The 13,661-nt window shown below is 65.2% G+C and carries 7 protein-coding genes; 1 reads left to right on the forward strand and 6 read right to left on the reverse strand.

What is annotated here, in order from left to right; genetic code table 11:
• Positions 1-15: 15 nt before the first annotated feature.
• From BKA25_RS12835 to BKA25_RS12860, 6 genes are all read right to left on the reverse strand, one after another.
• Positions 16-1,338, reverse strand: coding sequence for a salicylate synthase (locus tag BKA25_RS12835; protein ID WP_069849559.1), 1,323 nt, complete (start codon positions 1,336-1,338; stop codon positions 16-18).
• Between the two features lie 450 nt (positions 1,339-1,788).
• The gene (locus BKA25_RS12840) at positions 1,789-2,559 is read right to left on the reverse strand and encodes a class I SAM-dependent methyltransferase (RefSeq protein ID WP_084643014.1); all 771 of its coding nucleotides are present in this window, start codon (positions 2,557-2,559) and stop codon (positions 1,789-1,791) included.
• A gap of 313 nt (positions 2,560-2,872) precedes the next feature.
• Entirely contained in the window at positions 2,873-6,640 is a 3,768-nt protein-coding gene (locus BKA25_RS12845; protein WP_236750268.1) for a caspase, EACC1-associated type, read from the reverse strand.
• An 8-nt stretch (positions 6,641-6,648) separates the two neighbouring features.
• A complete protein-coding gene (locus BKA25_RS12850) occupies positions 6,649-7,029 on the reverse strand; it encodes an effector-associated constant component EACC1 (protein WP_069849555.1) in 381 nt (126 codons plus the stop codon).
• A gap of 311 nt (positions 7,030-7,340) precedes the next feature.
• Positions 7,341-7,964, reverse strand: coding sequence for a site-specific integrase (locus tag BKA25_RS27825; protein WP_236750861.1), 624 nt, complete (start codon positions 7,962-7,964; stop codon positions 7,341-7,343).
• Entirely contained in the window at positions 7,961-8,287 is a 327-nt protein-coding gene (locus tag BKA25_RS12860) for a hypothetical protein (RefSeq protein WP_069849553.1), read from the reverse strand. Before BKA25_RS12860 ends, BKA25_RS27825 begins: the two co-directional genes overlap by 4 nt.
• Positions 8,288-9,342: 1,055 nt before the next feature.
• Here BKA25_RS12860 and pglW point away from each other — a divergent pair.
• Complete coding sequence (gene pglW / locus BKA25_RS12865) at positions 9,343-13,659, forward strand: BREX system serine/threonine kinase PglW (RefSeq protein WP_236750859.1); 4,317 nt, start codon at positions 9,343-9,345, stop codon at positions 13,657-13,659.
• Positions 13,660-13,661 lie beyond the last annotated feature (2 nt).

Genomic DNA, 13,661 nt, shown 5'->3' on the forward strand with positions numbered 1-13,661 from the left:
GTCGCGGCAAATCGGTCAGGCGGGGACGAGGAAGGGAAGCACACTGTCCAGCTTCTCGCGGGTCTCCTCAAACTCGCGATCGGGAGTGGAGCCCGCCACGATGCCTGCGCCCGCTCGCAGCCAGGCCTGTCCGTCCTCCTGGTAGACGGCTCGCAGTACGAGGGCGGCGTCCAGATCTCCCGCCGAGGACGCGGTGACGATCGCACCGGAGTAGAGACCCCTCGGTTCGTCGAGTCGCAGGATGGCGTCGAGCGAGTCCGGCTTCGGAATGCCAGAGGCGGTGATCGCGGGGAAGAGCACGGAGAAGGCATCCCAGGCGCTGTTGCCTGGCGCGAGACGTCCTCGGACCGTGGAAGCCAGATGTTGGACGCTGCCACGCTCGGAGACGCTCATGAAGTCGGAGACGGAGGTGGAATTCGGATCGCACACCGAGTTCATCTCGGTGAGGGCCGCGCGCACGGAGACCGCGTGTTCGTAGATCTCCTTCGGGTCGGATTCCAGATCCGCTCTCGCGGTGGCGTTCCGGGCATCATCTGGCCCGAAGGCCCTGGTTCCCGCCAGCGGATTGGTGACGACGTTGCGTTGCTCGTCGACGGTGACGACGAGTTCGGGGCTGAAGCCCGCACAGCGCACGCCGTCGAGGTCGAGCAGGAAGGATCGGGCGGGGGAGTTGCCTCGACGTCCCGCCACATAGGTGGCGGGGAAGTCGACAGAGAAGGGCAGTCGTACCACCCGGGACAGGATCACCTTCTGGTAGAGGCCACGCCTAATCTCCTCGATTGCAGTGCGAACCCGGGCCCGGTAGGACGCCGCGTCTGCCTCCGCGTTTACCGAACCGCCGCCATTGCCGGATGTGGCAGGTGTGGCCCGCAGTTGCGACAGCTCGGCGAGAACCCGTTCGGTCGCGGCGATGTCCATCCCCTCGACGGTCGTCCCGGCAGGAGTGCAACGGACCTCGGTCCGGGGAATCATCAGACGTGCGAGTCTTCGGGGTGGTGCCTCGGGCGCCGGAGGGTCGATGTGGACGGCCGAGGCGAAATCGAATCCGACCCAACCGTAGGCCCGCCACTCGGGGTATCCCAATGAATCGAGGGCGTTCCGTAATGCCTGTCCCGGGTGGCCCCGGTAGGCGTGTGACACCGGTTCGCCACCCGCATGGTGGATCGTGATTCGATCGCTGTCGAGCGCGATGCTGCTCAGCACCCCGCCTGCGAACGTCCATTCGTCGTTGCGTTCATAGCCGACGTACTCGGAGAAGAGCCCCGACCGGGCGAGCCCGGCCGTCAGTGCGACGGGGTCGAGGGACGTCTCGACGACGTCCTGGATGTGATGGGTCACTCCGGCTCCTAGTGAGGGACATCGATACCGACAGCCCTGTTCTGGATGCGCCCGTGGCGCGTCCGAGAGCTATCGGAACGGTGTCGTGGGACCGCCCGCCGGGCGGCTGGCGCCGGAGACGGGGCACGGCGAGGGTCTGCAGGGTCGTGTCCGAGAGGAATCAACAAAAGATAATGATTCTCATTTTCATTCCGTTGAACCGCTTCGTCAACCGCTTCTGATGTGATCAGCCGCACGCTCGCGCCCTCGGGGCGGGCCGATCACCGCACGTTGCGGCGACGGTCGGCGGGCGGTTCCCGTCCGGTGAAGGCGAGCAGAGTGCTGACGGAGTCGCTCGATACGGCCGTCGTTCCGGTCGGCACGAACGCCGACGGCTCGCGTTCGGCTCCAGCGAACGGGCTCGGGCCGCGTACGGGTGGTCACACCCGGGAGCCGCGCCGGAGTTCCGAGTCAGTCCAGCGGGCCACGGTCGATCGTGTACATCGCAAGCTCGGATGGTCCGGTCCTCGCTGTTCGCAAGCCGCGCGCTGCGACCTCGGCGCGGAGGGTGTCCTCGTCCAGCACCCACCAGTCGTAGTGGACTCGATGTTCGGCCTGGATCTCCTCGTCGTGGTAGACGCGGTAGGTCATCTGCCAGGTGACGCTGTCGGGCCCCGAGATCTCGGCTCGGCCGGTGCCTTCGTAGCGACGCCTGCCGACTCGAGCGGAAATGGGCGCCGTTTCCGGAACGGACTCGGGCCTGGCGGGCGGTTGGAGGTTGAGCACCACGCGACCTTCGGTGGCAAGCCGCTCGGCGAGGAGGTCCCACAGTCTGCCCCGGTCGGTCGGGGTGAGATGGCCGATCATGTTGATCGCGACCATGGCCGAGAAGGTCTCGGGCAACGACGGTGCCTCCAGCGGGCCTCGATCGATCACCGTCACCCTGTCTCGTAGTCGTGGCGACGCCGCGACGGCGGACAGCAGGATGCTCCGCAACGTGCGTGCTGGTTCGAAAGCCCAGATCTCCGCATCGGGCAGGGCCGCATCGATGGGGGCCAGCGCCCGTCCGCTACCGGCCCCGAGGTCCAGCACCGGCCCGGTGCTGGCGTCGACGCCGTCCAGTGCGTCCTTCAGCGCAGGCTCGAGGAACTCCCAGTGCGGGGCGATCAGCAGGTCGAGGAATTCGCCGGATACCTCGTACTCGTCACCGGGGGATCGTTGCTCGCTCGGCATCGACGTCATGTCCTTCCTCGGCTGTCACAGGACATCGAGGCTACATGAAAATGATTACCATAATCTACTAGCGGCGGGTGCATCGCCATCCAGCTCTGTCCCCGGGGGCTCGGCCTCACGTCGGCGCAGGTGTTGTCGGTCGCTGGATCGGTGGTGCGCTATCCGTGGGCGGTTACGGCGGGTCGGAAGCCGCGCTGATCACTGTCGAAACATGTGCAGACCGATCACGGACGCTGATCAGGCGAGATGGTCCGGAGGTTCCCACCGGACCATCTCGTTCATCGCAGGTTCATCTGACCGTGCGCAACTACTGGTCTGATGCCTAAGGTAGTGGAATCGCACCTTCTTCATCGGCGGATGATGCCGTGCTGGTTTTAGCCAGCGCGATCCGGACGGCATCCGGATCATGCAACTTCCAGGAAGGCATACGGATCGCGCTCGACTCCGACCCGATCGGAGTGAGGAGCTCGCATCGGCGCAGCTGGCGCCGAAGATGACGTGCAGGATCGGCAGCGCCGGTATTGCCTCGGTCAATCAGCACCGGGCGGGCGATCCCATCCTCATGTGTGAGTACCGCGTCAACGGCGTATCCGTTCATGCTGCAACTGAGCTCGATGCCCACACCGGGAATGGCAGTTGCCACCTCATAGAGCCGTTGGCCGAGGTCATCGGAGGCGTGCGCGAGGCTCGATCCTGCGTCGGAGGCACGCTCGGCTGCAAGGACGAGTTCGCTGCCTGTTCCGCCGTATCCAGACCAGAATTCCCTGTCCCCGACGACAATGAGGTGGGATCGAGCGCGAGTGATCGCGACATTCCACAAATTGAGCTGCTGGTTCACCCAACTCACAGCGCCGGGCTTCATCCCCGGTCCGGCCACCAGCGAGAGGACCATGGCATCTCGCTCACCACCTTGGAACGTGTGCACGGTGCCCACACGGACCCGTTCCTCGGCGCGTAGCACGCGCATGAGCTCGGTCTGTTGCGCCTTGAAAGGTGTGACCACGCCGATCGTGGCGTCCTGGGGGAGATGCTCGAGAAGATAGTCGACACACTTGCGCACTATCAGGACTTCTTCGCGGTTGATCCATGAGCCACCATTTTGAGGGCGCTCCGATTTGCCGGAGGCCTGCGCCCAGGTCACAGCGGGCCGGTTTACAACGGGCCTGCCTCGGATATCGGTCAGTACGGCGAGCGCTCCACCGTAGAAGAGTTCGTTTGAGATGGCGGCGATATCGGGGTGGCAGCGGTAATGCTCGTCGAGCAAGAGACTGCCGCGATGAGAGCTCTCCGCAGCGTGGAAAGCGGAGTGTCGACGAAAAGCGAGCCTGTGCTGTTCGAGGAAGGCAGAACTGATGCCAGCGCGGCGCCGGATAGTGCTCTCACGCTGAGATGTTAGCGATGTGATGTGTGCCAATTGCATGACGTCGCCGATGATCAGAGCCCTTCGGGCACGAAACAGCAGCGGAATGATTTGTGGGATGGAGCATTGGCTCGCCTCATCGATGATCACAAGATCGAACAGAGCGGGGTCGGTAGGGAACCGTCGGGCGGACAGACTTGTTGTTGCCCAAGCGCGGACATGGGGCACGGCTCGACGTCGTGCTGCCCAATCTGACGAATTCCCTGTGCTGGCCTGCAACAAGGCTTGGATGGCGGGCTTCCCCGTATTGACCGCCGTGATCAATGCGGCTTTCCAGGTCGCAAGAGAGGTGTCCTGAATGGCTGCATCGGTGGCACTGACCGCCCCGGTGAGCACATCGTCCGTGGGGGCGGTATCCGCGTCAGCGCGGAGACGGAGCCAAGCGATTTGCGAAGCTGCGAATGAGGCCAGCGACTGGCAGCTCGCTCGGGTGTCAGTGTTGGCGTCGATGCCGAATCGTCGCAGCAGACGGGTGCGGCGCCACTCGCCGAGAAAGCGAGCCTGTTCGAGTTGTCGAGCTCGCCTTTCCCATTTAGACAGCCTCGAACCGAGGCGTTCAGTGAGGGCATTTGTTGAGCAGCCGAGGATCTCCGAGTAACGCTCTCGATCCTTCGCCGCTGTTCTCAGCGAGGACTCCATTTTTGCTTTTCGGGCGAGCTCTTGGCGGACTCCACTGTGCTCACGGTGCGTTCGCTTGTGTTCCGCGGTTGCCGTTGCGACATTGATATTCGATGGCGTCGATTTCAGCAGGCGTTGCAACGCATCTGTCTCATACTGTCGATAGTTAATGGGGCTCGATGAACCGGTTCGTACGACGCTGTCTGGTAGAAGTCGATTGCAGCGTTGCCAGACTTCGTCGACTGCTTGGTTGTTGGTCGAAGCGATGAGCACTGACTGTTTGTGGGACATGGCCGTTGCAATGGTGTTGGCCACGAGTTGACTTTTGCCAGTCCCCGGTGGCCCCGTAGCCACGGTGATCGGTTGGGTCATCGCTGCCTGAAGCACATCGACCTGCGCTTCGTTGGCGGGGAGTGGGGTGACGGGAAGCACTGGCTCTGCGGGGATTCCATTGCGTGAGCCGGGTAGCAACGCCCCCAACGCAGTGTCGGGGATCTTCGCGTGGTGCTGCGCGATGTATTCGAGATCTTTGAGTAGCTGCGTGCTCGCGCCGCCGCTGGGAGCGTGCCGGATCAGAACTGCGGCGTTGCGGGCGCCATGGCCAGGTGAGTTGGTGTCTATACGAGACTCAAGGAAATCGGGGTGGAGTTCTTGTACACAAGGAAGTTCGAAGTCTTGCATAACCAGGTTGCGCGCGTCTCGTGCGAGCAACCCATGCTGACCCGCATGCCAGGTCGGTTGATAGGTCTCGCCAAGATGCGCTGCGGCTTCTTCACCTAAGTGGTCCGTGGCCAGCCCTGGGTGCGGGATTACCGGACCGAACGGCCGGAAGCGCGGCGGGGCGCCATCTTCACCACCGACGATCTCGACGCGACGTATCAACAGCGGTGCGAAACGAGGCGCTGGCCATGCTTTTCCGGTACGCGGCTTATTGAGCACCACAGCCGGATACCCCGCCCATAGTTCATCGGTCTCATTCGTCGAAGCGACGAAATCCTGTGCTTCCGGCGGGACTTCGGCGGTGCCATGCTCGTCTAGGTGGCCCGAGATGATCTGTTCTTCTCCAGGCAGACAGACGTAACTCTGGCCATTTTCTGACACCGGCAGATACGGCATGGCCGCGCTCTCTTCCAGCACGCAACCCCGGTAGTAGTCAACCAGGTTCTGCCAGGTGACCGGTCGTTTGGGAACGTCGGCGTCCTTGCTGGTGTCGGTGCGCGTCCGATCCCGAGGACGCTCCGCAGGCGGCGCGTGCCGGAGGGAGGCCAGCTCCGGTGCTTTTCCGACCGGGCAGGATGCGATCACGACGCGATCGTTCACACCGAAAGCCGACCGCGTGGGAATCTGTCCCTTGCGGCCGCGAAGTTTCCTGGTGACGTGGTCACCGAGGTCTTCTACCGATACGGTCCCGGAGCCGTCTTTGCTTGCCTGGCCGGTGCGCAGTGCTTCGACCACCGCGCCGGTGAACACCGATGGTGCAGGCTCGTCTGCCGTGCCAGCTCCAGAGAAGGATTCCTCCAGCGGGCCCGAGGAGCTAAGAACATAGACACCGTGGCTGTTCAGGGGTGCCTGCGTCGCCTGCGGCGCGGACTTGGCGATTCCCCGCGAAGGGTCGCTTGTGCGCAAGCCCATCACGAACCCGCCGCTGAGGCAGCAGTCCAGCATCGCGATCTTATGCGCTGCCCAGCATTGTTCGAGTTGTTCGTTGACGAAGCCAGCGCCAAGCCCGGTCTCCGCGAGTCGATCGAGGTCCGTGTCGGTGGCGACGAAGTAGAATTCTCCGGTCGTCTGAATCGCTCGCTCTCCATGACCGGAGAAGTAGAGCAAAGCCAGCTCGTCCTGTTCACAGCTTTCAAGGAATTCGGATATCTCGATGCGCAGGTCATTGGCGGTGAGATCACCGACAACCTTGACGGATTCGAAGCCTCCGATGTTGCGGTGGTCCAGAACCTGCTTGAGCTGCCAGGTGTCAGCTCGTGTCGAAGGCAGGGCCGGGAACCGGGGGTCCTGGTAGTTCTCGGTGTGGATCAGCAGGGCTCGTCGTCGTGTCACTCGCCGACTCATGCGTCGTCTCCGAACTTCTCCATGAATTCCCGAGCGAGTTCTTGTTGGGCAGCATCGGGCTTGCCGGTGATTTCGAGAGTGGTATCGCCTCTGGTGATGCGTACCGTCCGATGTCGCTCCCGCGCGCACCACTGCGTGATCAACGTCGTGAGAGAACGGACGGCAACAGCCGAGGACCCCAAGATCACCACCAGCATCGGATCGATAAGGCCGCCGCTCTTGCTACCTGGCGTCGGATCATCGGTCGGCATGAAGTCGACCGTGAGCCCATCCCATTGGGCAAGATCATCCCGAAGTGAGCGGGTCCAGCGCTCTTTTCGCAGGGGGTCGCTACCTGCGACAACTTCGACCCGATAGGTGGTCGCGCCTTCAACCATATAACCCTCTCGATCGTCTCGCAGAGCAAGATCGATGGCGAGGGTAGAACGGTCAGACCGGTTCGCTGCGGGTATCTGTCCGGTTACGCCCGGAAGGAGTACTGCTGTCTAATTCGGGTACGACCGCTCGGAATTTGTGTTAGTCGATAGACACCGCGATCACCCCGCGCCCCCTGCAGCTATCGGCGTAACGGGGTAGTCGCTTCGCCGCCGGTGCCATTCCGGGTCGTGGCCGTGGGCCTGTAGGTGGGTCATCAACGTCGGGGAGACCGGTTGCCAGCTGGTCGTCTCGCCTTTCTCGCGTAGGAAGATCAGGCACTGCGTCGGACCCGGACCTGAGGCCGTAGGGCCAGGGCGCCACCTCGGCGGCAGGCGGTTTCGATATGAAGTCGCAGGAGCAAGGTGTCCAGAGCTGGATCGTTGCCGGTGGTGGCCGCAGTGTGGTTGATTTCGGCAAGGCGGGTGTCGGCAACCGCCCTGCGGGTGGTGGGCAGCCGCCGAGGTTTCGCGACCTTGAGCGCCGGGTTGTCAGCCCGAGTGATCAATCCGTCGTCTTCGGCGTGGCGGTAGAGGCATCGCAGGGCGGCGATCAGATGTTCCCCGGCGCCTCGTCCGCCTCGGGCGTTGCGGCGGGGGACGACCTCGGCTCTGATCCGTGTGACGAGTTCTTTGATCTCCGACGGTGTCGGCTCGTCGAGCTGACGTTCACCCCAATACCGCAGGATCCAATTCCAGTAGGAGCCGTACACCCGGCGGGTGCCGTCGGTGACGGCGGCCGAGACCACGGGAATGTACTCGGCGAACGTCGGCACCACCGGCCGATCCGCCGGTGCCGCCAACAAGTCCTCAGGTGACAGACCGAGACGGGTCAGCAACAGCCGGGCGGCGTCCATCTCAGTCGACGAGGCCGCGTCCGACGCAGCGGAAGTAGTCATCCGAGGTCACCACCGGACAACACCACATGAGGGACCACGAGCAGATCGTCCAGCACTGACGGCGGGTACACGATCAGACGATCCCCAACAGGATCAGCTGCCAACAACACCCGATCGCCAGCAACCAAGCCCACCCGATGCCGGATCACCGCAGGAAGACGAAGATGCCCCTGAACAGTGATCAACAACACGGCCGACGCTGAGCGCTCGACGACCACCAACCCATCGCGGGCGCACAGCTCTATCCGTGTGCCCGCAACCCAACCCAACGCACGCAGAACAGAGCGATCAGCAACACGGCCTCGGCTATCCACCGCACCCATCGCGTACACCGAAGTGCCACTCCGGGGCACCGGAACAACCGGCAACGGAAGCGAGCGACGGATTCGGGACGCCGCAGAATGAGAGTCAGCAGAAACGACACTCGACACCGGAGAAACGAGATTCACCGGGCCGATCACAGCCCCATTCACGACGAACACCCCCGCCGAAAACGGCGAGGGTGCGCCTTACAAACCACAACACCGTGCCTGAGCGTACTCAAACACTGAACACAAAACTGTGGCATAGATGCCACAAAACTGTGTCCGAGGGGGGACTTGCACACTAACCACACGCCTCCTACTTGCTGAAGCAGGTTGAAGCTAAAGGGTTTTCGCTGTTCCGTCCGTTCCGGCGCGACGACACCTGGGACACCTCTGGTCGGACAGGCGGGCCTGCACTATGTACCGCGGAAACGGGATCCGGGGACGGGTCTGCGGGTGTCCCAGTGCGCACCCAAGTCGGCTCTGACCGTAATTCATGGCCGCAGACGTCGGCCGCGGCTACGTGTCCCGCAGTGTGACATGGAAACCTACTGCAGTGTCACGATCTCTTGATCGTTCGAAAATAACGATATCTTCAGTATTCAAGTGAAATAAAGACTATGTGGGAATCCAAGCATGTGGCGCGGTGCTGCCGTCACGGAGATTCTGCAGACGCCACCAGGCGCGCGGGCTAGGCGGCTTCGCGGGCGGTGGTTGCGAGGTCAGCGGCTACGGCGATCCGACGCGGATCGAGACCCCATCGGCCACCGTCGGAACAGGCGATCATCTTCGGCAGGCAAACCTCGGTCGATGCGAGGTCGAGGAGTATGACCCGAACGCGCACCGGTAAGTTCCAGACATCCGGAACGGTATGTGGTGCTGTCGATCGCCGGACATGTTCCCATAGTCGGCTCAAGGCGACCCCGTCGCATAGTGCGTCCCGATCACGTCCGGGTGTCGGTCTTGGTAGGCGGGTCCTCCGCAGATCTGGTCGATCGTAGAGTCGGGGTTCTGTTTCGATCATTATGATCGCGTGAGGAATTGTTGATCTCGTGTGCGAGGGGGTGGCTTCGGTGGCCAGCGGTGGCGCGACGCCGGGGCCTGGTCGGGTTCGGCGCTGGTTCCAGTCGAGGCCATCGCCGTATCCGTGGGAGCAGGAGGGCCTCGACCACGTCCGGCGCCTCATGCCCGACACCGAGCCGTTCCGTGGCTGGGCGACGTTCTCGTTCACCGCGTCCTCGGGGCGGATCAATGAGTGCGATCTGTTCGTGGCGACGCCGGGCGGCCTGTATTTGGTCGAGCTCAAGGGGCACCCCGGCAGGGTGATCAACAGCGGCGACACCTGGAGGTTCCGCGACCAGGGCGCGTCGTTCTCCAGCACACTGCGCAACCCGCTGCATCTGACGGACATGAAGTGCAAGGATCTGCGCTCCCGGTTGGACTGGGCTTTGCGCAAGCGCGGTCACCAAACGGAGAAGACGCCGTGGATCCAGCCCGCGATATTCCTGACCGCCGAGAATCTGCGCTCCGAGCTCGACGAGGTGCAGGCCGAGCACGTCTACGCTCGCTCCGAGGAGTCGAGGCTGCCGGAGATCTGGCGGGATCTGCTGGCGAAGCCACCGAAGCACGAGAAGCAGCGGGTCCAGCCCCAGTTCTCGCGGCTGCTGCCGGACCTGTTCCAGCAGATCGGGATCAGTGCGTCCACGGCACACCTGCGTTTCGGCAACGACTGGACTCTGGAGCCAGCGAAGCTCGACGCGGGCAACACGTGGGAGGACCGGCTCGCGCAGCGGTCCGAGCCGGTCAAGGAAGAGGGCCGAGTCCGGATCTACCTCACTGCGCAGCAGGCCGGTGACCAGCAGCGTCAGTCGGTGGAGCGGGCCGCGAAGCGCGAGTATCAGGTGCTGCAGGGCATCCATCACCGCGGCATCGCGCAGGCCGTGCAGTTCGCCGACCACGGCGGTTCCCCGGCGATCCTGTTCCGCCACAGGCACACGGACCTGCGGCTGGATTCGTATCTCGACCTGTTCGGCGAGTCGCTGAGTGTGGAAACGCGGCTGGAGCTGGTGAGGCAGCTCGCGGAGGCCGTGCAGTACGCGCACCAGCGGTCGCTGTATCACCGTGCGCTGTCGGCCCGGTCGGTGTATGTGTCGGCGCGTGACGACGGGTCGCAGCCGGTCGCGCGGATCATCGACTGGCAGACTGCCGCCCGCGATTTCGACACCACTGCCGGTGTGTCGTCGATGGGTAACAGCATGGTGTCGGGCGAGCACCTGGCGCACTCCTCGGAGGTGTATCTCGCGCCGGACTTCGACACGCTCTACTCCGACCCAATCGAGCTGGACGTGTTCGGTCTCGGAGCGCTGGCGTATTTGCTGCTCACCGGTAGCCCGCCGGCAACGGCGCGCAGCGTGTTGCTGGACCGGCTCGGCGAGAACCAGGGGCTGCGGCCGTCTGCGGTGGCCGACGGCGTCTCTGACGAGCTCGACGATCTCGTGTTCGACGCGACTCGACCGGATCCGCTGGACCGGCTGCTGTCGGCCGACGACTTCCTCAAACGCCTGGACGACGCCGAGAAGGAGTCGGTGCCAGACGTCGTCGCGGCCCCGGACGCGGATCCCCTGGAGGCGTCGGCGGGGCAGGTCGTCGACGGTGAGTGGGATGTCGTGCGCGTGCTGGGCAGCGGCGCTACCGCCCGTGCGCTGCTGGTGTCGCGGCTGGACGAATTCGCCGACGGGGAGCCGAGACCCGAGTACCGGGTGTTCAAGGTCGCCCTCGACGAGGACAAGGCCACCCAACTGCGGGCAGAGGCCGAGGCGCTGACGAAGGTCGGCGGCGGTGTGGTCGTGAAGCTGCTGAACCCGGTGCGGCACCTGGCCGGGCGCACGGTGCTGGAACTGGAGTTCGCAGGGGGCGCCGATCCGGGCGGGCGGACGCTGGGCGAGGTCATCCGCGACGAGGGCAAGCTGACCTACCACAACCTCGAACGCTACGGCCGCGACCTGTTCACCGCCTTGGACGCGCTCGCGGCGCACGGGGTGTGGCACCGGGACATCAAGCCCGACAACCTCGGGGTGTTCCGTCGAGCGGACCGCTCCACGCAGCTGAAACTGTTCGACTTCTCCCTCGCGGCGGTCTCCGACCGCGATGTCAAGGCGGGCACCCGCAGTTATCTCGACCCGTTCTTGGGTATGCCCCGCCGCCCGGAGTACGACGGCCACGCCGAGCGCTACGCCGCCGCGATGACCCTGCACGAGATGGCCTCCGGGCGCCTGCCGGAGTGGGGCGACGGGATGGCCCATCCGCAACACCTCGACGACGAGACACCGATCTTCGCCGCAGACCTGTTCGACCCGGACCTGCGCGAGCCGTTGACCGCTTTCTTCCGCACCGCCCTGCACCGCGACACCGACCAGCGCTTCGAGAACCTCAAGCGGATGGCCGACGCGTGGTGGAAAGTCTTCCAGACCGCCGACCGCACGCCGCCGCTGACCACCCCGGGCACTGTCGAAGGCGACCTCGAGGCCGAGCTGGCCGACGACGAGCTTGAAGCGCTTCGCGACGCGGCCGCGAAGAACGCCACCCGCGACACCCCCCTGGATGCGGCAGGGCTGTCGCCACGCGCGCTGTCGGTCGCGAGCGTGTTCGACGTGTTCACCGTCGGCGAGCTGCTTCGGGTGCCCGCGCACCAGATTTCGAAGGCACGCGGCCAGGGGCGACGCGCCAAGAACGAACTCCAGCGCCGCTACCGCCAGTGGAGCAGGAAACTTGGCGCCGAGCACGAACGCCCGAGGATCGAGGGCGCGTCCCCGACGATCGACGACCTCGCCACGCTGCTCACCAGCCTCGCCGCCGAGCAGCGCCGCACCAAGGCCGCGGGTGCGATCCCGCTGCTACTCGGCCTGCCGGGTGAGAACGGCGTGCCGGAGTCGTGGTTGACCCAGACCGAGGTCGCCAAGCGGCTCGGCGTCACCCCGGCCGCCATCTCGACGAAGCAGCGCAACGCGGTCGGCGAGTGGGCCGCCGATGCGCATGTCACTGCGGTCCGTGACGAGCTCGTGGACCTGCTCACCGAGTCCGGCCGCGTGATGACCGCCGACGAGCTGGCCGCCGCACTGCGCGCCCGGCGCGGCTCAATCGAGCCCGACCCGGCACGCGTGCGGGCCATGGCTCGGGCCGTCGTCCGTGCGGCGGTGGAAACAGAGAAGGCGCCGGTCGACGACGCCGAACCCAGGTTGAACATGCTGCGCCGCAACGAGAAGGTACTCATCGCGCTGGAGACGATGCCGGGCTCCTCGGACCCGGACGCGGCCGAACTCGCCGACTTCGCGATGCACCTCGGCGAGTGCGCCGACGAGCTGGTGCGCACGGAGCCGCTGCCCGGACGCGCCGTCGTGCTGCGCGACTTGCGTGCGATCACCCCACCGGACGGCCTTGCGGCCCAGGCGGACACCCGTCTCGTCGAACTGGCGGCGGCGATGTCGCGGCACGCGGCCGCGTCCCCGCGTCAGGAGCTGTATCCGACGGACCTGGACCTGGTGCGGGCACTGCGGATCTCGCAGGCGCCAGCCGGGGTCCGCGAAGTCGGCATCACGGTCGAGGGCCTGATCGCCAAGGTCAGGGCCCGGTTCCCGCTGCTCGACCTCGACGAGGACATCACCCACGTCCGCTTGGAAGAGTCGCTGAACGCGGCGGGGTTCCGGCTCGTGTTCGACACCGCGAAGGCTCGGTTCGTGCCGCCCGCGCCCGACGTGTCGCGGAGCGTGAGCAGCTCGTTCACGTCGATCGCGAGCACGAAGCAACCCAGCGCATCGGCCGTCGCAGCCCAAGCCCGCCTCGACAGCGCGGTGCAGCGGGGCGGGTTCGTGGCGCTGACACTGCGCGGGGTGCACCTGCCGGGCGCAGCCGAATCGATCGCGGCGGCGTTCCCGGTGAAGCCGGTGCACGTCGACTCGCTGTTCCTCGCGGCGTTCCGTGACCTGGTCAAGAAGTACGACGAGGACTGGGATACCTTTCGCGCGCTCGACACCGAGTTCGGCGCGACCGGTCGCCTGTCGCCCGGTTTCGCGTCGTTCGTCGAGGTCGCGTGGGACACCGTGGCCGAGGACCTCAACGGCCGCGACCCGAAATCGGTGCTGTTCCTGCACCACGCGAGCCTGCTCGGCCGCTACTACGAACGCGGCGGCCGGGACCTGCTGACGAACCTGCAGAACGCGGCCCGACGCGCCGACGACCGCCCGCACGGGCTGTGGCTGCTGTGCCCAGGCGAGTCGGCGAGCGACACACCGCGGCTCGAACAGCACATCGTCGAGGTGTTGGGGGAGTCGGAGCGCGCTGTGCTCGATGGCACCTACTTGTCCAGATTGGCTGCGGGCGAGGGCACCGCGTGAAG

It is taken from the genome of Actinoalloteichus hymeniacidonis, from assembly GCF_014203365.1.
Taxonomy (GTDB): Bacteria; Actinomycetota; Actinomycetes; order Mycobacteriales; family Pseudonocardiaceae; genus Actinoalloteichus_A; species Actinoalloteichus_A hymeniacidonis.

Bases quoted from the DNA above. Each gene is read 5' to 3' on its own strand.
- BKA25_RS12840 (WP_084643014.1), bottom strand. From the start codon at position 2,559: ATGACGTCGATGCCGAGCGAGCAACGATCCCCCGGTGACGAGTACGAG.
- BKA25_RS12850 (WP_069849555.1), bottom strand. From the start codon at position 7,029: ATGGTTGAAGGCGCGACCACCTATCGGGTCGAAGTTGTCGCAGGTAGC.
- BKA25_RS27825 (WP_236750861.1), bottom strand. From the start codon at position 7,964: ATGACTACTTCCGCTGCGTCGGACGCGGCCTCGTCGACTGAGATGGAC.
- BKA25_RS12860 (WP_069849553.1), bottom strand. From the start codon at position 8,287: ATGGGTGCGGTGGATAGCCGAGGCCGTGTTGCTGATCGCTCTGTTCTG.